This is a genomic window from Caballeronia sp. NK8 (assembly GCF_018408855.1).
Taxonomy (GTDB): domain Bacteria; phylum Pseudomonadota; class Gammaproteobacteria; order Burkholderiales; family Burkholderiaceae; genus Caballeronia.
Map to the genome: position 1 here is coordinate 1,023,147 of NZ_AP024325.1, position 22,650 is coordinate 1,045,796.

Genomic DNA, 22,650 nt, shown 5'->3' on the forward strand with positions numbered 1-22,650 from the left:
CTATGGCTTTCCGACGACGGAGTGGCTCGCGCCGTCCGCGACGGGCGCGTCGAGCGAATACGCGTCGACGCCGTCGATGCAGCCGAGGTTCACGCGCCACATGTCCGGATTCGATCGCGTCTGATGGAATGTGTAAATTCCACAGCGTTTGCAGAAGAAATGCTTCGCGACCTGCGTGTTGAACTCGTACAACGCGAGTTCATGCTCGCCTGAAAGAATGCGCAGCCGGTCCCTGGTGAACGGCGGCGACATCACCGCGCCGCGCCGCCTGCACAGGCTGCAATTGCAGCGCACGGCAGGCTCGGGCGGCGTATCGGCTTCGAAGGTGACCGCGCCGCAATGGCATGCGCCTTTCAGGATGGTCGGGTTCATCGTCGGTGTGTATCCCTTGGTGTCGGGTTCAGGCTGCGTCCTCCACATACTGCGCGAGTCCGCGTCCGAACGACCAGTCTTCGCGGCGATTCGGCGCGAGCACGATCAGCACGTCTTCAGGCCGCAGGCCGGGCGATGCCGCGAGCTTCGCGGCCAGCGTTTTGTAGAACGCCTTTTTGGTTGCAAGGTCACGCCAGTCGCTCGCGGTGATGTGGATGAACACGAGATCGTCGCTTCGTTCCACGCCCAGATAGCCCGGATCGTAAATGAAATCTTCGCGGTCGTGCTGCTGGATCAACTGGAAGCGGTCGTCGGCGGGGACCTTAAAGGCTTCGACGAGTGCCTCGTGGACGCTGTTTGAAATCGCGTGGATGTGGTCGCGTGGCTTGCCTTTTACTAGCGATATTCTGACGAGTGGCATTTTGATGCTCCTTCGAAGCGGGATCGGTGCATCCCACTCTACGCCGCGCTATCGATCCCGAAAATTGAATAGTTCAGCATCAACCGTTCGACGAAATCGAATCATCGCGCCCGCAACGCCTCGACGATATTCATTCTGGAAGCCCGCAACGCCGGCAGAAACCCGCCGATCAATCCCATCACGAGCGAGAACCCAAGCGTCTGCGCCACCACCGAAGGGGTCAGAATGAACCGGAACGACAGATCCGCAAACGTCTGAAAATTGGTCGTCGAAAACGAAGCGAACTGCATGAGCGCGGCGCAACACAGCCCGGCCACCCCGCCGACGAGCCCGAGCAGCAACGCTTCAAGCAGGAACGCGCCGAGCACGTCGAAGCGCTTGAAGCCGAGCGCCCGCAATGTCCCGATTTCAGCAACGCGATTCGCCACCGACGCGTACATCGTGATCATCGCGCCGATCATCGCCGCAATCGAGAAGATGCTCGACAACGTAATGCCGAGAATATTGATGAAGGTCGACAGCGCTTTCGACTGATCGCCGTAGAAGACCTGCTCGCGCTTGGCTTCGTCGGCGAGACGAGGGTCCACGTCGATATCGGCTTTGAAGCGCTCGAACGCGTCGCTGCGCGCGAGCCGCACGACCATCGACGAATAGCTCGTGCGACGGAACGACTGCATCAACTGATCGACGTCGCCCCATATTTCCGAATCGAAGCCGCTGCCGCCCGCATCGAAGTGGCCGACCACCGTCCAGTCGCGCTGCGCGAAGCGCAGATGATCGCCGATGCGCGTGCCGCCGAAACCCTTCGCGATGCTGCTGCCCACGATGATTTCCGACGATCCGCGCCTGAACATGCGCCCCGCCGTGAGCTTCACCTGCGGACGCAGTTCGACGCCCATCGGCGAGACACCGCGAATCACCACGTTTGCGGGCGTGTTCGTGCCGAGCTTGGTGAGCGAGATCAGCACCACGGTTTCCTTCGATGCGAGCGGTGCGCCGTCGCCGTTCATCGCGACCGAAGGATGCATCTCCATCACGTTCGCCTGATTGCGGTCGATCGCGCTCTGAATCTCCGTTTCCGCGCCCTTGCGGATCACGACCACGTTGTCGCGTTCGCCCGTGGAAACGAGCGTCTTCTTGAGGCCCGCATCGAGCATCAGCACGGTCGCGAACACGAACACGACGAGCGCGAGGCCGCCGGCGGTCAGCATCGTCGTGAGACGGCGTGCCCAGAGATTGCGTGCGACATAGGAAACGGGGATGGCCATTGCGCGTCCTCAGCCGATCGCCCGCAGGCCTTCGACGATACGCACGCGGCTCGCCTGCACCGCCGGCACGATCGCCGCCGCCATCGCGACGACGAAGGCGCACGCAGCCTGCAGGAGCATGGTCTCGTGCGACACCATGAAGACCGGGAACACGCCGCCCGTTGCGTGCTTGAATACTTCGGCCATCGGCGGCGTGGCCAGAATGCCGATGCCGCCGCCGATCGCGCAGATCGCCATCGATTCGCCGAATACGAGCATCGAGAGGAAGCCCGGACCGAAGCCGAGTGCCTTGAGCGTCGCGTATTCGGTGGTGCGCTCGCGCGCGCTCATGGCCATCGCGTTTGCCATCACGGCCATGATGATCAGGATCACTACATAGGACACGACGCGTATCGCCGCGATGATCTGATTCGACATCGCGACGAAGCCGAGTTGAAACGCCTGCTCCGTTTCGGTGAGCGTTTCGGCGAGCGAGTTCTTGAAGACGTTGTCGATGTTGCGCGACACGGCCGCGGCTTCGTCCGGGTCCTTGATGCCGACCACGTACACGCCGACCTGATCGACGGTGCGTTTGGTCGTCTTGCGGATCGTCTCGTTCAGATAGTCGTAGTGAAAGATGAGTTGCCGCGTGATGGTCGATTCGTCGCGCCCTTCCATGATGCCGCGCACGACGAAGTCCCACGTTCCCGGATAGATCGTGCCCTTGAGCGGAATGACGTCACCGACCTTGAAGCCGTATTGATCCGCGAGCTGCCGGCCGATGAGCGCGCCCTTGCGATCGCGCCGGTAGTCCGCGCGCGCCTGCTCGGAGAGGATGAACTCGGGATACAGATCGAGGTAGTTGTCCGACACGGCGAACTGCGCGAAGAAGTTCTTCGGATCGCGATAGATGCCGCCGAACCAGTTCGAGCGCGCGACGAGCGTCACGCCGTCGACGCCGCGGATGCGATTCTCGTACGCGAGCGGCAGCGGAAACACGAGCGAGATCGCGTTGCGCGTGACGAGCCGCGCGTTCGATGCCGCCGATGCGCCCGCATACCACGCATCCACGACCGTATGCAGCAGGCCATAGGCGAGCACGGCGATGGTGAGGCCGAGCACCGTCAGCGTGGTGCGCAGCTTGTGACGCAGCGCGTTGCGCAGGATCAGCTTGAGCACGAACATGGCGGCTTATGGCCTGGTGCCATCGATCAACTCTCCCTTCTCCAGATGCACCAGCGCCTTCGCCGCACCGGCCGCGTGCGCGTCGTGCGTCACCATGATGATGGTCTTGCCGAGCTTGTCGTTCAGACGTTGCAGCATCGCGAGAACATCGGCGGCGGAGTTGCGGTCGAGATCGCCGGTCGGTTCGTCGGCGACGATCAGCGTCGGATCGGTGATCAGCGCCCGCGCGATCGCGACGCGCTGCTGCTGCCCGCCCGACAGCTCCGACGGATAATGGCTCATGCGGTCGGCCATGTTGACCATGTCGAGCACCATCGCGACACGCTCGCGCCGTTCGTGGCGCGACAGACGCGTGAGCATCAGCGGCAATTCGACGTTCTCGAACGCGGACAGCACCGGCATCAGGTTATAGAACTGGAAGATGAAGCCGACGTTCGCCGCGCGCCAGTCCGCGAGCGCGGCTTCGGGCAGGCGCGTGATATCGAGGCCGCCTACGCGCAGCTCGCCGCTGTCGGGCCGGTCGATGCCCGCGATCAGATTGAGCAGCGTGCTCTTGCCGGAACCGGACGGGCCCATCAGCGCGACGAAATTCCCTCGCGCGATGGACAGCGTGATGTCGGTCAGCACCGGTACCGTCTGCGCGCCACGCCGATACGACTTCGCAACGTGGCTGATCTCCACCAGAGTCGGCGCGCTCACGCTATTTCTTCGCCAAGGTGACCTTGGCGCCGTCCTTGATCTTGTCGCCGGGCGACAGCACGAGCACGTCGCCGGGTTTCACGCCCTGCACGGCGAGAAGATCGCCGATGCGCTCGCCCGTCGTCACCGGCACTTGGCGCGCGGTGTCGTGCTCGATCACGTAGACCACCTTTTTGCCATCACGAGTTACGACCGCGCTGGGCTGCACCGCGACGACCGCCTTCTTCTCCTCGGGCGGCACGGGCTTCGAGAGAAACGCGACCTTCGCGGACATCTCGGGCAGCACGCGCGCGTCGCGCTCGACGAAGCGTATCTTCACGAGCACGGTGGCCTTGGAACGATCGACCGTCGGCACGATGCGCGACACGCGGCCCGCGAAACGCACGTCGGGCAGCGCGTCGAGCTGGATTTCGCACGGCTGCTCGACGGCGATGCGCGAAATGTTCGATTCGGCGACATCGGCTTCGACTTCGAGCGTTTTCATATCCGCGATGGTGACGACCGCGCCCTTGCTGTCCGACGCCGACGAGAACGGCGTGATGTTGTCGCCGACGTTCGCGTGTTTTTCCAGCACGACGCCGTCGAAGGGCGCGCGGATCACCGTCTGATCGACGGCCACTTGCGCGGCCTGCGCATTGGCGAGCGCGGCGACGATCGCGGCCTGATCGCTGTTGATCGACGCCTGGGCCTTGTCGAAGCGGGCGAGCGCGGCGTCGTACTGCGTCGCGGGAATCGCGCCCTGCGGGGCGAGAATCTTGAAGCGCCGCAGATCAACTTCGGCGTTTTTCATCTCGGCGCGCTGCAGTTCCAGGTTGGCCCGCGCGACCTTCACCTGCGCCAGCGCCTGCGCAAGCGACGCGGCGACGTCATTACTCTCCAGCCGCGCGATGATCTGGCCTTCCTTCACCACCGTGCCTTCGAGCACGCCGAGCCATTCGACGCGGCCCTGCCCCTTCGACGCGACCGCCGCCTTGCGCTGCGGCACGACATAACCGGTGGCGTTGAGCAGCGTATAACTCTGCGAAGGATAGACGGAAGTGACGGTGGCGGTCTCCACCGCTTGCGGGCCGGTGAGACGAAGCGCCACGGCAGCGAGCGCGAGCAGAATCGCGGCGATGATGACGTAACGAAGCCAGTTGCGCCCGCGTCGCGGCATGGCGGCGGACGGTCCCCGGTCGATTTTGAGTTTTTCTAGGTCGTGTTCAGCCAATTTGTGGACGTGCGCGGCGGGAGGCTTCGCGGATCGGGGTTGAGTGAATGGAAGGTCAGTATAGCGCCGCGATCCTTGCGCGCGACGATCCCCACCCGTCGCCCACTTGTGAAAATAAGTTAAAGATGCTTTGAGTTCGACGCCGGTTTCAACGCCGGAAGTTGGGTAAAGTGGCCTCACGCTGAAGAGCGCCCGACACATCGAAGACGGAGACGAGACATGAAGACGTATCGCATCGCTACCATTCCCGGCGACGGCATCGGCAAGGAAGTCGTGCCCGCGGGCCAGCAAGTCCTCGAAGCGCTGGCACGCAGCACGCAAAATTTTGCATTCGATTTCGAGAATTTCGACTGGGGTGCCGACTACTACCGCCAGCACGGCGTGATGATGCCCGACAATGGTCTGGACGCGATCCGCGATAAAGACGCGATCCTATTCGGCTCCGCCGGCGATCCGGACGTGCCCGATCACATCACGCTGTGGGGCCTGCGCCTGAAGATCTGCCAGGGCCTCGACCAGTACGCCAACGTGCGCCCGACGCGCATCCTGCCTGGCATCGACGGGCCGCTCAAGCGCTGCGAACGCGAAGACCTGAACTGGGTGATCGTGCGCGAAAACTCGGAAGGCGAATATTCGGGCGTCGGCGGCCGCGTGCATCAGGGTCATCCGATCGAAGCCGCGACCGATGTGTCGATCCTCACGCGCGCCGGTGTCGAACGCATTATGCGTTTTGCATTCAAACTCGCGCAGTCGCGTCCCCGCAAGCTGCTGACCGTCATCACGAAGAGCAACGCGCAGCGCCACGCGATGGTCATGTGGGACGAGATCGCGCTGGAGATCTCGAAGGAATTTCCGGACGTGAAGTGGGACAAGGAACTCGTCGATGCCGCCACCGCGCGCATGGTCAATCGTCCGGCGACGCTCGACACCATCGTCGCGACCAACCTGCATGCGGACATCCTGAGCGATCTGGCCGCGGCGCTCGCGGGCAGCCTCGGCATCGCGCCGACGGGCAATATCGATCCGGAACGCCGCTATCCGTCGATGTTCGAACCGATTCACGGTTCGGCGTTCGACATCATGGGCAAGGGTCTCGCCAATCCGATCGGCACGTTCTGGTCGCTCGTGATGCTGCTCGAACACCTCGGTGAATTCGAGGCCGCGAAGCGCGTGATGGCCGCGGTGGAGGCGGTGACCGCTGATCCGTCGTTGCATACCGGCGATCTCGGCGGCAAGGCGACGACCGCGCAAGTGACGGCGGCGGTGTGCGCGTCCGTCGAGCGTGTGGAGGCCGCTGCGGCTTGATGGGGTTGGGATTCCGGCCGCGGCGCGCGGCTGGAAGTGGTCCGCGTTGCCTTGCACATTGCGGGCACCTGGTGTTGATGGTGGCGCGCTATTACTCTTTCGAGTAGATGCCTTCATAACTCAGAAGGCCAATGGAAGACGTACCGTTGAATCCATCGATAAGGCCTTCGCTAATTCCCTTGATTCGGACCAGAGCTTTTGCAGAGTATGTAGCGAGCCGGACGAATGCCGGGTGGAAGGCAGCCGATGAAAGCACGGCAGGCGGGATGCCAACGAGCATATACGTGAATGATTTCGCGATGAGTACGCCTCCACCAAACTCGGCGATGAGCGCACCACCAGCAAAATCATCTATTCCCAAATCGCCCCCATGAAACGAACGATTCATAAACACGCTGCCCTGCGCCCAAAAATCCGTTGTCGCCCCTGAAGGACTTGCGCCTTGACTACGTGGCAAGGGAACATCGGGCAGCCGTAGAGATTTAGGCAATCGCATTCCGAGCCCCATGCCAAGGCTTCCGAATCGAAATTTGTGGTGCGCGCCCGATGGATCATCAAAAACCAGTACGCCACCGGCAGCGACAAGCGAGCCGATCGAAACTGCCAAACTTGCACCCGTGTTGTACTCCCATTTACTTTGTCTCGGATATGTCATCTCGCGGCTTGAAGCGAAAGAGGGATACACCCAATAGGCCAGCAATCATAAAAGCAATGCCGATCACAGCGGGTAGAAAGTCGAACAGATTAGGCATTTGATTCACCACTGGGCCGATATGCGGATCGCTTCGTAAGTAGCGAACTTCGAGGCGATCGCCGACCTGCACCGGGTATTCACTACTGCCAGCAAAGGACAGGCGCTCCCCCTTGTCAGTCATGAACTCAACTCGAGGATGAAATCTGCCAGCATTAAGTTCCATTACCTCACCGAGTGTCACGGTAGAACGCGCGTAGAATTTGAGGTTGTACCACTCCGATTCAACAGCAAATGAGAGAACCACGGCACCAATGAAAATTGAAAACCAATTGATGCGCCTTTTGGGTTTGTGTCGTATCTCACGCATTCCGGGAGAGCCGATCATCAACTCAAGTCTATAACAGTGGTTATGGTCCCGCCCTTGCCGCCGAGCGCATTCTGCTCGACAAATTCAATTTTCATGCGGACAAACCGAATCGATACCTCTTCTATCGTCCCTCCAATCCCTCCGATTGGCTGGCACTTGGTAATCATGGCGCCCTGCATCGTATAAAGAAGATATTCGTGAGGCACTCCGCCCGCCTTACGGCATATGAGCTTTATTTCGGAAATGTATTGTCCCTTCCAGCAATAGGCAGCCAGGTTCGGACTGGCTCTATCGACCGCATGGGTGAATACCAGATCACTTACCGCGCCCCTTTGCCCTCTTCCGTCCGGGGTACATAGGGCGCCAGGCGATTGCTGGACTTTCCAGTGCCATGCATGCGCTTCGATGGCTCCGGGATGGAAGGCGTCAAGCGAATCGCCTTTGATGCCGGCGATCGTCACCAGGATATCGGACATTTCTTTCTCGTTCGTTGTTAGGGAGCGTCGCAGAATAGTCACTGCTTCGACGCTGCCCCTACCATACGAGATTTCCCAATTCATAATCACGCATACAAGATGCCGATCCACGCGCTTCGCTTTAAGATAGCCACTTCATCGTGACCCGGCTTCATGCGCCAGGAGTGGCAGGTGTATTCATCTCAACATCGAAGCAGCGCCGCGCTATGTCTGACCTTCATGTTGTTATGCGGGTCGGTGCCCGCATTCGCGGCTGCGGCGTCCGCGAGCCATGCAGCGAGCGGTGCATCGACGCCTGCGATCATGTCCGTCGACGCTCTTCCGCCGAACTTCACCGGCGACGATCCCGAACACGTCCGCGATGCGCTCGCCGGTCATCCCGCGCCGAGCCAGCCCTCGTCGATCACGAGCCGTGTGCGCTCATTCCTCGCGCATCCATTGCGCAAATCGGAGCAAACCGCGTCCGCGCCGTTGGGTGCGAGCCAACCCCGCGCGCAGACCGACCGCACGTTCACCTTCGTCATTCCGGTTTCATACGGCGTGCGCTATCTGTCGAAGAAGAAAGTGCTTACCGTGAATGTCTCGCTGGCGGCACCTGAAAGTCCCGATGCGATTCTGCTCAAGCAGACGGTGAAAGGACAAAGCGGCCGCAAGCTCGTCGTCGCGCCCGAGGCGAAGGCGAAGGGATTTCTTCAGACCGTCGACGTCATTCAGTTGAAGCCGGAAGGCGGTAACAAGACCACAGTTCAAGGCCGCGTGCTATTGCCGCATTTCGATCACGAACACGGCAGCGGCGACTTCGCCATCGTGCTGATCTGCACGCTTGCGCCGCCCTATCTGATGGACGACATCGAACACAGCGCGCCCACCGACGAGGAACCCACCGACATCACGCGCAGAACATCGACGCTCAATGGACGTGTCGATGCCGCGTGGCTGATCGATCGCAAGGAAGGCACGATCGTCACGAAGCGGCTGCGCCTCGTGAAATAGCAGGCGCGCCGCGTCATCGTTCGATCAATACTCGATGTTCGAATCCAGCGGATACACAGGCCGCCCGAGGTTATCGAACGAAAAGAGTCCGTAGTCGGAACTCGTGACGCCGCGGCTGTCGCACTCGACGAGCCCGCCCGCGATCGGCACGAACACGGGACGGCAATACATGCGCGACTTGAGGATCAGGAAACGCGCGCCACGCGGATCGATACCTACGCTCTCGAACACGCCCAGATCCCACGGCTCGTGCGTGCGTTCCGTCACGAGGATGCGCGCCGCCGCCGTTTCGAGCACGGCCGCGCGCCCCATGTACGCACGCTGTCCCGTGTAGGTCGGCCCGCTGATGATGTACTCGCCATCGGTCAGCGCGCGCACGACGCCCGTCACGTCGAGCGGCGGCTTGCCGCGCGAGGCCACGCTCGCGAGCTTGTTGCCGATGCCGACCGTGACCGTCGCGCCCTCGCCTGCTTCGAAGAGCGTCGCCACCGCTTCGGGATCGCATAAAGGCCCGACGACGATGCCGTCGAGTCCTTGCCTCAACGCCTCTTCGAACGCATCAGTGGTATCGCACGTTCCGCCCGACATGCAGTTGTCGCCGTGATCGAGGAGCAACACGGGCTTGTCGGTTTCGCGCGCGAGCGCCGCGCCTTCCCTGATCGACTGAGCGAGCGGCGCGCTGCGGTATACGAACTCGTCACGCTCGGCCCAGATCTGCCGCGCGATGCGGTCCGCGACCTCCTGCGCCTTCGCGCGTTCGCCATTCGCGACCACGACGACGCTGATGCAAGGCGAGGCGATATCGGCAAGCGAGAAGCCCGACAGCACCGACACGGCCAGCACGCCATCCTCGTCTTCAGCAGCGCGAGCAGCATCGACGGCGCGCTTCATTGCGCCCTCGGCAGTCGAACTTCTGAGCGTATGCGTAAGCAACGGGGGCTGCGCCCATGCGATCACGGGCTTCGCATCGCCATGAATGAGATCGAGCAGCAGCCGCGCGGCATGCTCGCCGCTCTCGTACATATCGACGTGCGGATATGTCTTGAAGCTCGTTATCACATCCGCGTTGTCGATGATCTTCTGCGTGACGTTCGCATGCAGATCGAGCGATACGGCGATCGGCGCATGCGGCAGCGCGCGTCGCACGCGTTCGAGCAGATCGCCTTCACCGTCGGGGGAATTCTCCGCGACCATCGCGCCATGCAGATCGAGCAATACCGCATCGCAACCTTGTGCAGCGTCGACGATCGACTGGCAGATCGCGTCGTAAGCGGCCGCAGCCACACGCCCGCTCGGATTCGCCGATGCCGATATCGGCGTGACGATCTCCGCGTGTTCGCGCTTCGCCGCATCGATGAACGCGGACATCGCGGTACGCATGCCGGCGTTCTCGCGATACGCATCGTCGCCATAACAGGGGCCGTCGCGTCCGAACGCTTCGAGCGGCGTTGCGACAGGCGAGAAGGTGTTGGTTTCGTGATTCATCCGCGCGATGAGAAACTTCATGCCGCTTCTCCCGCCGCGCGCAACATCACTTGCAGCAGCACGTTACAGCCCGCTTCCAGATGATCGGCGCGCGCATCCTCGATTTCGTTGTGACTGATGCCATCCTTGCAAGGCACGAAGATCATCGCGGCCGGCGCCACGCGCGCAAGATACACCGCGTCGTGTCCCGCGCCGCTCACGACATCCATCGACGTGAAGCCGAGTGCGCCGGCACTCTCGCGTACCGAAGCGACCAGCGATGGCTCGAAGGGTTGCGGCGCGAAGTAGACAACTTCGTCTACCGTGACCGGCAAGCCCGCCTGGGCACATGCCTCGCGCAACGCGCGGTCCATCTCGAGCAGCGTCGCATCGTCGGCGGCGCGCAAGTCGACGGTCAGCTTCACGCGCCCCGGAATCACGTTGCGCGAGTTCGGATGCACGTTCATCCAGCCTACCGTGCCGCGTCCATGCGGCGCGTGATCGAGCGCGATGCGATTGACCGTGCGGATCAGGTCAGCGGCGACGAGCAGTGCGTCGCGCCGCAGTTCCATTGGTGTCGGGCCCGCGTGCGCTTCCATGCCATCGATGGTCACGTCGTACCAGCGCTGGCCGAGCGCGCCCTGCACGACGCCGATCACCTTGTCGTTCGCTTCGAGCACCGGTCCCTGTTCGATGTGCGCCTCGAAATACGCGCCCACGTCGTGTGCGGCGACGCGCTCGCCCGCATAGCCGATCGCCGCGAGCGCATCGCGCACGGACACGCCCTCGCGATCCGCCTGCTCGAGCGCGTGATCGAGCGTGAACGCGCCCGCGAACACGCCAGAGCCCATCATCACCGGTACGAAGCGCGAGCCTTCCTCATTGGTCCAGACCGCGACTTCGAGCGGCGCAGCGGTGCGCACGTTGTTGTCGTTCAGCGTGCGCAATACTTCGAGCCCCGCCAGTACGCCATAGTTGCCGTCGAACTTGCCGCCGGTCGGCTGCGTGTCGATGTGACTGCCGGTCACGACAGGCGGCAGATCGTCGCGCGTGCCGGCGCGACGCGCAAAGATATTGCCGATCGCATCGACGCGCACCGTGCAGCCGATGTCCTTCGCCCACGCGACGAAAAGATCGCGGCCCTGCCTGTCGAGTTCCGTGAGCGCGAGACGGCACACGCCGCCCTTCTCCGTCGCGCCGATGCGCGCGAGTTCCATCAGGCTGTTCCAGAGACGCGCACCATCGACGCGCAATCCGGCCTGCGCCGGCATATCATGAGCTTGCATTCGAGGTTCCTGAGCTTGAGTGTTGCTGATCGATGTTCAGACGACGCCGACACCGAGATAACGATCCTTGATCGACTCATCGGCGATGAACGCATCATTCGCGCCTTCATACACGATGCGTCCCTGCTCGATGATGTAATGGCGATCCGCAAGCTGCGTGCACACTTCGAGATTCTGTTCGACGAGCAGAATCGCCACGCCCGCTTTGCGGATCAGCTTCAACTGCGCGACGATCTCCTCGACGATCACCGGCGCGAGTCCTTCCACCGGCTCATCGAGCATCAGAAGGCGCGGATGATTCATCAGGGCGCGGCCGATCGCGAGCATCTGTTGTTCGCCGCCGGAAAGCTGACCGCCGCCGTTCGTGCGCCGCTCTTTCAAACGCGGAAAGATGCGATAGATGTCCGCGAGTTGCCACGGCGAATCCTTGCGCGCGCCGAGCCGCAAGTTCTCTTCGACCGAAAGCAGCTTGAAGATGCCGCGATGCTCAGGCACGAAACACACGCCGCGCGCAGCGATCTTGTGAGGCGGCAGCTTCGCAAGCTCCGCGCCCTTGAACTTCACGCTGCCGCGTTGCGGCGTCACGACGCCCGCGATGCTTTTGAGCGTGGTCGATTTCCCCGCGCCGTTGCGCCCGAGCAGCGTGACGGTTTCGCCTTCGCCAATTTCGAGCGACACGCCCTGGAGAATATGGCTCTTGCCGTAATAGCCGTGAATGTCGTGGACGGCGAGCATCATGCGCGGCCTCCGGTGATCATGTTGCCGAGATAGGCGCTGCGCACGCGCTCGTCGCCGCGAATATCGGCCGGCTTGCCTTCGACCAGCACGCGGCCTTGCTGCATGACGGTGATCGTGTCGGAGATGTCCATCACGATATCCATGTTGTGCTCGATCAGCACGACCGTGTAGTCGTCGCGCAGGCTGCGGATCAGATGTTTCATGCTGTCGAGATCGTCGATGCCCATGCCCGATGTCGGTTCGTCGAGAAAGATGGCTTTGGGCCGCGCGGCGAGCGCCATGCCCACTTCGAGACGCCGCTGCTGACCATGCGACAACGCGCTCGCCTGCGTCGATGCAAAGCGTTGCAGCGCGAGACGTTCGAGAATGCCATCGACCGTATCGCGATGTTCGAGCACGCCATGCGGCGGGCTCCACGCATTGAGCGCGCGCTTCGAATCGACACCTTGCGCGGCGAGACGCAGATTCTCGCGCACGGAGAGGTTCGCGAACAGGCTCGTCACCTGAAACGAGCGCGCGATGCCGCGCTTCACACGACGATGATCAGGCTCATGCGTCACATCGTGACCATCGAACACGATGTTGCCCGCCGTGATCGGCACCGTGCCCGTCAGCACGTGAAACAGCGTGGTCTTTCCCGCGCCGTTCGGTCCGATCACGGAATGCACCGTGTTCTTCGCGATGCGCAGGTTCACATCCGTCAGCGCCGCGAACTTGCCATAGCGTTTCGCGACGCCCTTCGCTTCCAGTATCGATGCGCTCATGCCGGCTCTCCCCGATCGCGCCTGAGCGCGCGCCAGATGCGTTCTCCCAGTCCCCACAGACCGCGCTGCATGAAGAGACTCACTGCAATCAAGACGAGCCCGAGCAACAGCAGCCAGCGCGGCCACAGCGTCGACAGCCAGTCGGCAAACAGCACGTAGAACGCCGCGCCGAGCACGGAGGAAAAGAGATTGCCCGTGCCGCCGATGACCGTCATCACGAGAATCATCTCGCTCGTGTGATAGTCGATGTTCGACAGCGGTGCGATGCCGGTCATCATCGCGTGCAGCGCGCCGGCCAGTCCCGTCACCGCGCCCGATACGATGAAGGCGGCAAGCTTGAAGCGTCTGACGTCATAGCCCACGGCGGCCGCGCGCGCTTCGTTGTCGCGGATCGCGAGCAGCGTGCGGCCGAAGACCGAGTGCGATACGCGCAGCATCAGCCAGAACGCGATCAGGAACAGCACGGCGACGAACGCGTAGTATTGCCACGGCGATGCAATCGACACGAGCGGTTGCCCGAAGATCGACAGTGCGGGACGCGGGATATCGAGCAGGCCGTTGTCGCCGCCGGTGAGATCGGGCGTCGTGTAGGCGAGAAAGTAGAACATCTGCCCGAAGGCCAGCGTGAGCATCACGAAGTACGCGCCGCGCTGACGAATGGAGAACCATCCGACGAGCGCCGCGGCCACCGCGCCCACCACGATTGCACCGAGCAACGCGGCAGGCACCTGAAGCCCTGACTTCGTGAGTATCAGGCCCGCGCTATAACTTCCGAGGCCGAAGAAAATGCCTTGCCCGAAGGACAGCAAGCCGGTATGACCGAGCAACAGATTGCAGCCCAGCGCGGCGAGCGCATAGACGAGCACTTCGGTTGCGAGCGATCCGGAACGCATCGTCATCGGCAGAATGCACACGACGACGGCCGCGAGCAACAGAAAACGATAGCGATGCAGCGAATGCCTGAGCGAGCGTCGTGGCACGCTCACGTCCAGTGTTTTCGAATCGAGTTTGGCGTTCACGCGGTCCTCCCGAGCAATCCATTCGGACGCAGCAGCAACACCGCAGCCATTGCGACGTAAATCATGAGACGCGCGCCTTCGGGCCACAACGTGCTCATCACGCTTTGCACGATGCCCACCAGCAACCCGCCGACGAGTGCGCCGAGAAAGTTACCCATCCCGCCCACCACCACCACGACGAAAGCGACGCCGAGCGCTTCGATGCCCATGAAGGGATCGACACCGCGTATCGGGGCGGCGAGCACGCCTGCGAGCGCCGCCGTGCCCGCGCCGAGCGCGAAGACGAGACTGAAAATACGCGTCACGTTGATGCCGAGCAGCGACACCATCTCGCTCGATTCGCTGCCCGCGCGCACCGCGCTGCCCAGACGCGTGCCTTCGAGCACCCACCACAGAATGCCCGCCAGCACGGCCGTGAAGGCAATCACGAAGAGCCGGTATTTCGGGTAGATGAAGCTGCCCCACATCACGACGCCGTTCAGGATGTCGGGGACCGGAACGTTATCTCCGAGCGGTCCCCACGCGATGATCGCGCATTCCTGTATCACGAGCGCGAGCCCGACCGTCGCGAGAATATGGAACTCGTGCTGCTGCGCGTAGACGTGCCGCAGCACGGCTTTCTCGACGATCCACGCGCACGCACCCACCACGACGGGCACGACGACGAGCGCGGCCCAGAAGTTCAGCGACCACTGCATCGCCTGATAGCAGAAGTACGCGCCAAGCAGATAGAAAGCGCCGTGCGCGAAGTTCACGAAGCGCAGCAGCCCGAACACGATCGACAACCCGACCGCGAGCAAGAAATACAGCATGCCCACGCCGATGCCGTTCACGACCTGCAACAGATAAACGTTCATGGCCTTGCATCAGAAGAGTGGCGGCGCGAATGCAAGCCTTGCCTGCATTCGCATGAAAACAGCGCGCATCAGAACATCAAGACATCAAGCCAGCTTGCATTGCGTCTTGTCGAGCGGCAGGAACGATTGGCCAGAACTGACGATGTCGGCGTAGTCGTCCTTGTCCTTCATCTTGCTCTTGGGCTTGCCCTTCAACAGGTAGTAGTTCTTCAGCACCTGATGATCGCCCGCGCGAATCTCTTCCGGACCGGTCAATCCCGCGTACTTCATGCCTTCGAGCGCCGCGACGACTTTCTTCGGATCGGCGGTGCCCGCCTTGACGATGCCGTCGAGCAGAATCTTCGTGCAGATATACGAGCCCGCGAGACTGTAGTTCGGGTTCGACTTGTAAGTTGCGTTGACGCGCTTGACGAGATCGTGATTGAGCGGCGTGTCGATCGCATGCCAGTACTGCGCGCCGAAGTACACGCCTTCGCAAATGTCTGGGCCGAGCGCTTCGAATTGCTCCAGCCCCGACGCCCATGCCATCAGGATGGTGCAGTTGTTCTTCATGCCGAAGCTCACAGCCTGACGCAATGTGTCCGACGATTGCGAACCGAAGTTCAGGATCAGAAGGACATCCGGCTTTGCGGCGACCGCATTGGTCAGATAACCGCTGAACTCCTTTTCATTGAGCGAGTGATAACTGTTGCCCACGTGCTCGATGCCCTTCTCCTTGAAGATGTTTTTCGCCGCGGAAAGGAGACCGTCACCGAACACGTATTGCGGCGTGATGGTGTACCAGCGCTTCGCGTTGGGCATCGACTGGATCAACGGACGCACCGTCTGCTCAATCGCGCCGAAAGTCGGCACCGACCAGCGGAAGGTCGCGCTGTTGCAATCCTTGCCGGTGAGTTCGTCCGCGCCCGCTGTCGTGATGAAGATGCCGTCGGCTTTCTGGGCTTCCTTGCCCATTGCGAGCGCTTCAGAAGAAAGAATGCCGCCCGCGAAATAACGCGCGTTCTTCTGCTGCGCGATTTCCTGCACACGGCGCACCGCCGTTGCGGGTTTTCCCTCGGTATCGAGCGTCGTATAGGCGAGCGGCTGGCCGAGCACCTTGCCGTATTGATCGATCGCGAGCTTCATGCCGAGATCGGCGTACTTGCCGTTGGCCGCGAACGGACCGGACATCGGCACCGGGCAGGCGAACTGGATCGGCGAGCCCTGCGCAAAGGCGCTTCTTGCCACGAGCGCTTCGATCGATCCTGGAATGGCCGACAGCGCGGCCAGTTTCAACATGTTTCGGCGATTCAAAATTGACGCTCCTTGAAGAAGATGACCCGCGCAGCCGCCCCGTATTATTTTCGTGGTACGTTCGAGCCTCGGCGGGGTTCATCCTATTTATCATGATAAATAGAATGAACCTGATGCTAGGAACAATAAATTCGCGTGTCAATAAGGCAAAATTCCAGTCTGCGTAGCCGCCATGCGTACGCGTATAAAGCAGAAACGACAGGGAGCATCGACATGGTGATGGAGCGTGCAAAACGCGCGGGCGCTGCAATCGAGATCGCGCAACAGTCGATCAAGCAGCCCAAGCGCGCCGACCTCGTCGCGGAAGAGATCAAGCGGCTGATCACGGAAAAGAACCTCAAGCCCGGCGACAAGCTGCCGCGCGAAGTCGAGTTGCAGCAGCTCTTCTCCGTGAGCAAGAGCACGATACGCGAGGCGCTCAAGTCGCTCGAAGTGCAAGGGCTCATCAAGGTGACGACGGGTCCGTCGGGCGGCGGCACGATCGTCGAAGTGCCGCTCGATCGCACGTTGCAGCTCTTGCAGAACTATCTGTTCTTCAAGGACGTGACCATCGACGATATCTATACCGTGCGTCAGTTGCTCGAACCCGAACTGGCGGCGGGCGCGGTGCCTCATCTCACCGACGAGGATTTCGCGGCGCTGGAAACGAACATCGCGTGTTGCGACGAGCCCGCCGCGGCGCATGCGGATCGCGACATCGTCAGGCAACGTCAGGAAGACGTGAACTTTCACGACATTCTCGCCGCCGCCAATCCCAATCCGTTTCTGCGCTTCACGTGCGAACTCATCAACGAGATGATCAGGCAGCTCATCGAGTTCAGGAACGATACGCCGCAGGCCGAGCACGAGCGCTTCGGCCGCGCGAACGTGAAGATCCACAAGGCGATCACGGAAGCCGCGCGCGCACGCAACGCGGACAAGGTCCGTGAGCTGATGGTGATTCACATGACCGAAGCGCCGCGTTACGTGAAGCGCATGAAGGGCAAGCTGCGCGGGCGGCTCATTCTCGACTCGGAAATCCGCAAGCGCATGGGCGTACGCGGTAGCTGATTCGCGGACGCCCGTGCTGAAACGAAGCGGTGCGACCGACTACAATCGACCCATGAATCACGGAGTTTTCGACGCAATGCGAGGTGGCGTCGCACAGCGATGGCGTGCCCGGTCATGCGGGGATGGCGTCATGCGGAGAACCTGAATGCCCGCCAGTTTGAAGGCCGTTCGCAAGACCGGACGCGTGATGAGTCGCCGGCTGATGCGACGCAACAACTCTGCCGCGATGCGCTTCGCCGAAGCGTTCTCGCGCTTTCCGGTGCTCGCCGGACTGATCGGCACCGCCATCGCCATTTCCATGGCCGTGCTGTCGTTCGCCGCGCTCTGGCAGGGACGCGCGCAGGCGCTGCAGAACGCGCATCAGGCGTCGGCCAATCTCGTCGCGACCCTGAGCGCGGATATCGCCCGCAACGCCGAAGCGATCGACCTGTCGCTGCGCACCATCGTGAGCGGCGCGCAAAACCCCGCCGTGATGGCGCTTCCTCCCGATCTGCGCAAGCTCGTTCTGTTCGATGGCGCCACCGGAATGACCTATGTCGGCGGCGCGTTCGTCATGGATCGCGAAGGACGCATCGTGATCGAACGCGATCCTTCGCAGCATGCCGATCTGCTTTTCAACGATCGCGACTACTTCAAGGATCATGCCGAACACGCCGACGCGGGCCTCTTCATTTCCGGACCCTATGCGTCGCGACTGCGCAAGGGCGTGGCCTCGCTCGCGATGAGCCGCCGCATCAACGCGCCGGACGGATCGTTCGCGGGGGTCGCGGTCATCGCGCTGAACGTCGCCTACTTCAGGAACCTGTTGTCGCGCGTGAACGTCGGCCGCTCGGGGTCGGCGTTCATCGTGCAGGAGGACGGCGTGATGATCGCGCGCAAGCCCGCGTTGCCTTCGGATGAAACGGGATACGTCGCGAAATCGCCCACTTTCTCCGCGATGAAGGACGCGCCCTCCGGCTCCTATATCTCCCGCTCGACGATCGACGGTGTACGGCGGCTCTATACCTTCCAGCACGTGCCGGGCACGCATCTGATCGCGGCGGTCGCGCCTGCGGAGGATGACGTGCTCAGCGCATGGCGTGAACGCAGCGTCGTCATCGGTGGCCTGACGCTGATGTTCGGCGGCGGCTTCATCGTCATCTCCTGGCTGCTGGCCATCTCGTTGCGTTCGCGTGCGATCGCGCACGAGAAACTGCAACGGCTCGCGGGCACGGACGCGCTGACCGGACTCTCCAATCGCCGCGCGCTCGACCGCCGGCTCGACGAGGAATGGCGGCGTGCGCGGCGCGCCGATCAACCGCTCTCCGCGCTGTTCGTCGACGTCGATTACTTCAAGCTCTACAACGACACCTACGGTCACGCGATGGGTGACGATGCGCTCATCGCGGTGGCCGATTGCATACAGAATTCCGCGAAGCGGCCCGGCGATATCGTTGCGCGCTACGGCGGCGAGGAGTTCGTGATCGTGTTGCCAGGCGCGGCCTCGAGCGGCGCGTTCACGTTCGCGGAACGCCTGCGCGTGAAAGTGGAGGAGCTGGCGATTCCGAACAGCGCCGTGCCCAAGGGGGTGCTGACCATCAGCATCGGCTGCGCCACGGCCTCGCCGCGCCATGCCGACGACGCGCTCAAGCTGCTCAACAGCGCCGACTCAGCGCTTTACCTCGCGAAACGCGCCGGACGCAACCGCGCGATTCATGAAGACAGCGTCGCGAGCGACGGCGCCTGAAGCATTGCGGGACGTCGGGCGTATCATGCATGTTGAATGCAATCGTGCGTTTTGCATGCCGCATTCCACATGCAATCGTGCAAACAGAGGAGGACCATCCGATGACCGCATCGAACGCCGTACTCGCGATTCTGTTCTCGCTGCTGCTCGGCGCGATGATCCCCGGACCGAGCTTCGTGGTCGTGGCGCGCAACGCCATAGGCATATCGCGCGCCGATGGTCTCGCGACCGCGCTCGGCATGGGTGTGGGCGGCATCTTCTTCGGCGGCATCGCGCTCGCGGGACTCTATACCCTGCTGGTCGCCGTGGAGTGGCTCTACATCGCGCTGAAGGTCGCGGGCGGCCTCTATCTGATCCACATTGCGTGGAAGATCTGGCGCGGCGCCGCGCAGCCGATGCATATGCCGACTCGCGACGATGCGCCCGCGCTGACGAGAAGCGCACGCAAATCCTTCTGGCTCGGACTCACCACGCAACTGAGCAATCCGAAGACCGCCATCTGGTACGGCAGCATCTTCGCGGCGCTTCTGCCGCAGCATCCGCCGCTGTGGTGCTATTTCGTGCTGCCGCCCATGGTCTTCGCGATCGAGACGGGCTGGTACACCGTCGTCGCGCTGGGATTTTCCAGCCAGCGGCCGCGCGATATGTATCTGCGCGCGAAGAAGTGGATCGATCGCATTGCGTCGAGCGTCATCGCGGCGCTCGGCTTGCGCCTCGTGCTCACGGCCGGCAGAACTGGTTTGTAGTTCGGCATTCAGAACACAAAAGTCAAAACGCCATCAGGCATTCCGAATGCAAAAAACCGGGACGCACGCCCTAACGCACGTCCCGGTCTCCTCTCACAGGCGGCTTCCGAAGCCACGCGTCACAGCGGATGCAGCTTGCCGTCGAGGTCCATCGTCCATTGCGAGCCGTCCTTGAACGTCAGCACGCCGCTATTGGCGTCGATATGAATCGGCCTGCCGGCCGGCTCCTTCTTGTCGCCTCCAAAGATGCGGGACATCTCGGAAGAGGACAGATCCTCGGCATGTTCCAGATCGTCGAGCTTCAGGTTCGCCATGGGGTTTCTCCTTGTGATGCGTGAGCAAGCGTTTGCTTGAATCGAGCGTATGGTGCGCTCGCCATGGTTCTTTGCATCGTGCATGCCAATGATCGCTACGTCGGCTGCGAGCCTTATGCAGCGGTCCGTCGATGCAAACGCACGCGGTCTTTCGAACTGGCAAGTCGCACGCGGGCCAACACAACACACGCGATGCTGTCGCCACCGCGACGACACCGGCATCCTTTCGATTGACTGACACACACGATCGCGCCGCTCTTTGGCGCAGGACTTGCTTTTTATCCGCGCTCACACATCCGGCGATACGACCGGCACTTGCACATGGAGGAGAGGATGCAAGACGATATCCGCGAGATCGCGGTTACTCACGAAGAACCTCACGAAGAACGAGAGAGCGGCTGGCTCATTCCGTCGATCCGCAAGGCGCACGAGCGTTCCGAAACCTTCGGACTGAACGCGTCGACACGGCCCGACTACGACGTTCTTACCGAAGGCGATCTGCTGCTCAAGCTCGATCAGAACCGCGTGCTGTGCGCGCACGCGACGCCGGTGATGGAAACGCTGCGCGAACAAATCGTCAACACGCAAAGCATGATCGTGCTGACTGACGCTCAAGGTCTGATTCTCCATTCGACCGGCGACGACGATTTTCTCGCGCGCGCCGAGAAGGTCGCGCTGCGCGCCGGCGCGAACTGGGCGGAGGAACGGCAAGGGACCAATGCGATCGGCACGGCGATCGCGGAACGTTGTCCGACCGTCGTGCACGGCGCCCAGCACTATCTCGCCGCCAATCGCTTTCTCACCTGCTCCAGCGTGCCGATCCTCGATCCATACGGCGATCTCATCGGCGTGCTCGACGTCACCGGCGATCATCGCAGCTATCATCGGCACACCATGGCGCTTGCGCGCATGTCGGTGCAGATGATCGAGAACCACCTTTTTTCCAGCACGTTTCAGGGCATGCTGCAGATCGCGTTTCACAGCCGCCCCGAGTTTCTCGGCACGCTGATGGAAGGCATCATGGCCTTCACGTGCGACGGACGCTTTCTCTCGGCCAACCGCAGCGCGCAGTTTCAGTTCGGCTTGCCGCTTTCCTCGCTGCGCGCGCATACGCTGTCGTCGCTGTTCGGGCTCACGAGCGCGCAACTGATCGATCGTTCGCATGCGAGCCGCGCGCCGCATCTGCCCCTCGACCTCAACAACGGCACACGCGTGTGCGCACGCGTGCGCCTGAACCGCGCGCCGCTCGCCGAGATGGCTGCCACGCACGTCGCGGCCAGACCCGCGCCGCGCGCATCGACTGCGCTCGATGCCTCATCGAAGCTCGCCTCGCTCGACACCGGCGATACCAGGGTGTCGGCCGTCATCGGCAAAGTGCGCAAGGTCATCGGCAAGGACATTCCGATCCTCATCACGGGCGAAACCGGCACGGGCAAGGAACTGCTCGCCCAGGCTATTCACAGCGATTCGCCGCGCCGCGCGGGGCCATTCGTCGCGGTGAACTGCGCATCGATTCCGGAAAACCTGATCGAGTCGGAACTCTTCGGCTATGAGGAAGGCGCGTTCACGGGCGCGCGACGCAAGGGCGCGGCCGGCAAGCTCTTGCAGGCGAACGGCGGCACGCTCTTTCTCGACGAAATCGGCGACATGCCGTATCCGCTGCAAGTGCGCCTGCTGCGCGTGCTGCAGGAACGCGTCGTCGATCCGCTCGGTTCGAGCAAATCGATACCGGTCGATGTCGCCATCATCTGCGCGACGCACCGCAATCTGCGCGAGATGATCGAACAGAACCGCTTTCGCGAGGACCTCTATTACCGCCTGAACGGACTCGTCGTGAAGCTGCCGCCGTTGCGCGAACGTACCGACCTCGCGACCGTGATCACGAAGATGCTGCACGCCGTGAGCGCCGATGAAGCGTGCGGCATGCCCCTGTCGATCGACGATGAAGTCATGGCGCTCTTCGAGCGCTACGCGTGGCCCGGCAACTTCAGGCAACTGTGCAACCTGCTGCGCACGGCGGCCGCGATGGTGGATGACGACGGCTGCATCCGTCGGGAACATCTTCCGGAAGATTTCTTCGAGGAAACCCGCGTCGGCGCGCAAGGCCCGTCTGAAGCATGCGTTCCATCGGCGCTTGCGTCAGGGCGTCTCCAGGAAGTCACGGCATCCGTGATCGCTGCGGCGCTCGCGCGGCATCGTGGCAATGTATCGGCCGCTGCACGCGCGCTGGGGGTTTCGCGCAACACGATTTATCGCAAGATGCCCGCCTGTTCAACGATGGAGCAATGAGGTGTTCCACTTCGCTACACCCGTGTCCCGAAGAAGCACAACGAGGTCACGACACTGACGAATCATCGAAACCGGACTGAAAGCCAACAGCGTGCACATGCACGGTCAATTCATCGAAGGCATGGAGCTTGCATT

The 22,650-nt window shown here is 62.2% G+C and carries 23 protein-coding genes; 6 read left to right on the forward strand and 17 right to left on the reverse strand.

Translation table 11 applies throughout. The features are described 5' to 3' along the window. From NK8_RS30015 to NK8_RS30040, 6 genes are all read right to left on the reverse strand, one after another. Complete coding sequence (locus tag NK8_RS30015) at positions 1–372, reverse strand: GFA family protein (RefSeq protein WP_162070740.1); 372 nt, start codon at positions 370–372, stop codon at positions 1–3. Positions 373–400: 28 nt separating this feature from the next. Next, positions 401–793 carry a tautomerase family protein gene (locus NK8_RS30020; protein WP_213231785.1) on the reverse strand — a complete coding sequence of 131 codons (393 nt, stop codon included), beginning with the start codon at positions 791–793 and terminating at the stop codon, positions 401–403. A gap of 101 nt (positions 794–894) precedes the next feature. Then, entirely contained in the window at positions 895–2,061 is a 1,167-nt protein-coding gene (locus NK8_RS30025; protein WP_162070738.1) for an ABC transporter permease, read from the reverse strand. 9 nt (positions 2,062–2,070) lie between these two features. Beyond that, on the reverse strand, positions 2,071–3,225 hold the full coding sequence (locus tag NK8_RS30030) for an ABC transporter permease (protein WP_213231786.1): 1,155 nt from the start codon (positions 3,223–3,225) through the stop codon (positions 2,071–2,073). Positions 3,226–3,231: 6 nt separating this feature from the next. Further along, positions 3,232–3,924: an ABC transporter ATP-binding protein gene (locus NK8_RS30035; RefSeq protein WP_162070736.1), complete on the reverse strand. Its 693-nt coding sequence runs from the start codon at positions 3,922–3,924 to the stop codon at positions 3,232–3,234. 1 nt (position 3,925) lies between these two features. Then, positions 3,926–5,080: an efflux RND transporter periplasmic adaptor subunit gene (locus tag NK8_RS30040; RefSeq protein ID WP_367657801.1), complete on the reverse strand. Its 1,155-nt coding sequence runs from the start codon at positions 5,078–5,080 to the stop codon at positions 3,926–3,928. Positions 5,081–5,353: 273 nt separating this feature from the next. On the opposite strand from NK8_RS30040, the gene NK8_RS30045 reads away from it, so the two are divergent. Then, positions 5,354–6,439, forward strand: a complete 1,086-nt coding sequence (locus NK8_RS30045; RefSeq protein WP_213231788.1) for a tartrate dehydrogenase — start codon at positions 5,354–5,356, stop codon at positions 6,437–6,439. A gap of 91 nt (positions 6,440–6,530) precedes the next feature. On the opposite strand, the gene NK8_RS30050 is transcribed toward NK8_RS30045, so the two are convergent. Genes NK8_RS30050 through NK8_RS30060 form a run of 3 tightly spaced genes read right to left on the reverse strand, consistent with a single transcriptional unit; the run spans position 6,531 to position 7,976 of the window. Then, a complete protein-coding gene (locus NK8_RS30050) occupies positions 6,531–7,094 on the reverse strand; it encodes a hypothetical protein (protein ID WP_213231790.1) in 564 nt (187 codons plus the stop codon). After that, positions 7,072–7,518, reverse strand: a complete 447-nt coding sequence (locus NK8_RS30055; protein ID WP_213231791.1) for a DUF3592 domain-containing protein — start codon at positions 7,516–7,518, stop codon at positions 7,072–7,074. The genes NK8_RS30050 and NK8_RS30055 overlap by 23 nt, the downstream gene beginning before the upstream one ends. Continuing rightward, positions 7,518–7,976, reverse strand: coding sequence for a type VI secretion system tube protein Hcp (locus NK8_RS30060; RefSeq protein ID WP_162070731.1), 459 nt, complete (start codon positions 7,974–7,976; stop codon positions 7,518–7,520). Before NK8_RS30060 ends, NK8_RS30055 begins: the two co-directional genes overlap by 1 nt. Before the next feature lie 171 nt (positions 7,977–8,147). Here NK8_RS30060 and NK8_RS30065 point away from each other — a divergent pair, with 171 nt between their 5' ends. Then, positions 8,148–8,969 (forward strand): hypothetical protein, encoded by an 822-nt coding sequence (locus NK8_RS30065; RefSeq protein ID WP_225936424.1) that lies wholly within the window; start codon positions 8,148–8,150, stop codon positions 8,967–8,969. A 24-nt stretch (positions 8,970–8,993) separates the two neighbouring features. Here NK8_RS30065 and NK8_RS30070 read toward each other — a convergent pair whose 3' ends face one another. The 7 genes from NK8_RS30070 to NK8_RS30100 form a co-directional block, all read right to left on the reverse strand. Further along, positions 8,994–10,475: a M81 family metallopeptidase gene (locus tag NK8_RS30070; RefSeq protein ID WP_213231793.1), complete on the reverse strand. Its 1,482-nt coding sequence runs from the start codon at positions 10,473–10,475 to the stop codon at positions 8,994–8,996. Then, the gene (locus NK8_RS30075) at positions 10,472–11,719 is read right to left on the reverse strand and encodes a Zn-dependent hydrolase (protein WP_213231794.1); all 1,248 of its coding nucleotides are present in this window, start codon (positions 11,717–11,719) and stop codon (positions 10,472–10,474) included. Before NK8_RS30075 ends, NK8_RS30070 begins: the two co-directional genes overlap by 4 nt. Positions 11,720–11,755: 36 nt before the next feature. Next, entirely contained in the window at positions 11,756–12,457 is a 702-nt protein-coding gene (locus tag NK8_RS30080; protein ID WP_162070727.1) for an ABC transporter ATP-binding protein, read from the reverse strand. After that, on the reverse strand, positions 12,454–13,221 hold the full coding sequence (locus tag NK8_RS30085; protein WP_213231795.1) for an ABC transporter ATP-binding protein: 768 nt from the start codon (positions 13,219–13,221) through the stop codon (positions 12,454–12,456). Before NK8_RS30085 ends, NK8_RS30080 begins: the two co-directional genes overlap by 4 nt. Next, complete coding sequence (locus NK8_RS30090; RefSeq protein ID WP_213231796.1) at positions 13,218–14,240, reverse strand: branched-chain amino acid ABC transporter permease; 1,023 nt, start codon at positions 14,238–14,240, stop codon at positions 13,218–13,220. Before NK8_RS30090 ends, NK8_RS30085 begins: the two co-directional genes overlap by 4 nt. Then, on the reverse strand, positions 14,237–15,097 hold the full coding sequence (locus NK8_RS30095; protein ID WP_213231797.1) for a branched-chain amino acid ABC transporter permease: 861 nt from the start codon (positions 15,095–15,097) through the stop codon (positions 14,237–14,239). Before NK8_RS30095 ends, NK8_RS30090 begins: the two co-directional genes overlap by 4 nt. An 84-nt stretch (positions 15,098–15,181) precedes the next feature. Beyond that, positions 15,182–16,390 carry an ABC transporter substrate-binding protein gene (locus tag NK8_RS30100; RefSeq protein ID WP_162070723.1) on the reverse strand — a complete coding sequence of 403 codons (1,209 nt, stop codon included), beginning with the start codon at positions 16,388–16,390 and terminating at the stop codon, positions 15,182–15,184. Positions 16,391–16,603: 213 nt separating this feature from the next. Here NK8_RS30100 and NK8_RS30105 point away from each other — a divergent pair, with 213 nt between their 5' ends. The 3 genes from NK8_RS30105 (at position 16,604) to NK8_RS30115 (ending at position 19,912) form a co-directional block, all read left to right on the forward strand. Continuing rightward, on the forward strand, positions 16,604–17,440 hold the full coding sequence (locus NK8_RS30105; RefSeq protein ID WP_162070984.1) for a FadR/GntR family transcriptional regulator: 837 nt from the start codon (positions 16,604–16,606) through the stop codon (positions 17,438–17,440). A gap of 145 nt (positions 17,441–17,585) precedes the next feature. After that, positions 17,586–19,166 (forward strand): sensor domain-containing diguanylate cyclase, encoded by a 1,581-nt coding sequence (locus tag NK8_RS30110; RefSeq protein WP_225936425.1) that lies wholly within the window; start codon positions 17,586–17,588, stop codon positions 19,164–19,166. A gap of 101 nt (positions 19,167–19,267) precedes the next feature. Beyond that, entirely contained in the window at positions 19,268–19,912 is a 645-nt protein-coding gene (locus tag NK8_RS30115) for a LysE family translocator (RefSeq protein WP_213231799.1), read from the forward strand. A 119-nt stretch (positions 19,913–20,031) separates the two neighbouring features. Here NK8_RS30115 and NK8_RS30120 read toward each other — a convergent pair whose 3' ends face one another. Beyond that, complete coding sequence (locus NK8_RS30120; protein WP_162070721.1) at positions 20,032–20,226, reverse strand: hypothetical protein; 195 nt, start codon at positions 20,224–20,226, stop codon at positions 20,032–20,034. A gap of 333 nt (positions 20,227–20,559) precedes the next feature. Between NK8_RS30120 and NK8_RS30125 the strand changes: the two genes are divergently transcribed. Further along, the gene (locus NK8_RS30125; RefSeq protein WP_213231801.1) at positions 20,560–22,515 is read left to right on the forward strand and encodes a sigma-54-dependent Fis family transcriptional regulator; all 1,956 of its coding nucleotides are present in this window, start codon (positions 20,560–20,562) and stop codon (positions 22,513–22,515) included. Positions 22,516–22,650: the final 135 nt, after the last annotated feature.

Coding starts and splice junctions, on each gene's coding strand:
- NK8_RS30040 (WP_367657801.1), bottom strand. CDS start 5,080: ATGCCGCGACGCGGGCGCAACTGGCTTCGTTACGTCATCATCGCCGCG.
- NK8_RS30105 (WP_162070984.1), top strand. CDS start 16,604: ATGGTGATGGAGCGTGCAAAACGCGCGGGCGCTGCAATCGAGATCGCG.
- NK8_RS30070 (WP_213231793.1), bottom strand. CDS start 10,475: ATGAAGTTTCTCATCGCGCGGATGAATCACGAAACCAACACCTTCTCG.
- NK8_RS30120 (WP_162070721.1), bottom strand. CDS start 20,226: ATGGCGAACCTGAAGCTCGACGATCTGGAACATGCCGAGGATCTGTCC.
- NK8_RS30060 (WP_162070731.1), bottom strand. CDS start 7,976: ATGTCCGATATCCTGGTGACGATCGCCGGCATCAAAGGCGATTCGCTT.
- NK8_RS30115 (WP_213231799.1), top strand. CDS start 19,268: ATGACCGCATCGAACGCCGTACTCGCGATTCTGTTCTCGCTGCTGCTC.
- NK8_RS30055 (WP_213231791.1), bottom strand. CDS start 7,518: ATGATCGGCTCTCCCGGAATGCGTGAGATACGACACAAACCCAAAAGG.
- NK8_RS30125 (WP_213231801.1), top strand. CDS start 20,560: ATGCAAGACGATATCCGCGAGATCGCGGTTACTCACGAAGAACCTCAC.
- NK8_RS30075 (WP_213231794.1), bottom strand. CDS start 11,719: ATGCAAGCTCATGATATGCCGGCGCAGGCCGGATTGCGCGTCGATGGT.
- NK8_RS30095 (WP_213231797.1), bottom strand. CDS start 15,097: ATGAACGTTTATCTGTTGCAGGTCGTGAACGGCATCGGCGTGGGCATG.
- NK8_RS30015 (WP_162070740.1), bottom strand. CDS start 372: ATGAACCCGACCATCCTGAAAGGCGCATGCCATTGCGGCGCGGTCACC.
- NK8_RS30020 (WP_213231785.1), bottom strand. CDS start 793: ATGCCACTCGTCAGAATATCGCTAGTAAAAGGCAAGCCACGCGACCAC.
- NK8_RS30030 (WP_213231786.1), bottom strand. CDS start 3,225: ATGTTCGTGCTCAAGCTGATCCTGCGCAACGCGCTGCGTCACAAGCTG.
- NK8_RS30050 (WP_213231790.1), bottom strand. CDS start 7,094: ATGACATATCCGAGACAAAGTAAATGGGAGTACAACACGGGTGCAAGT.
- NK8_RS30085 (WP_213231795.1), bottom strand. CDS start 13,221: ATGAGCGCATCGATACTGGAAGCGAAGGGCGTCGCGAAACGCTATGGC.
- NK8_RS30025 (WP_162070738.1), bottom strand. CDS start 2,061: ATGGCCATCCCCGTTTCCTATGTCGCACGCAATCTCTGGGCACGCCGT.
- NK8_RS30045 (WP_213231788.1), top strand. CDS start 5,354: ATGAAGACGTATCGCATCGCTACCATTCCCGGCGACGGCATCGGCAAG.
- NK8_RS30080 (WP_162070727.1), bottom strand. CDS start 12,457: ATGATGCTCGCCGTCCACGACATTCACGGCTATTACGGCAAGAGCCAT.
- NK8_RS30110 (WP_225936425.1), top strand. CDS start 17,586: ATGCCCGCCAGTTTGAAGGCCGTTCGCAAGACCGGACGCGTGATGAGT.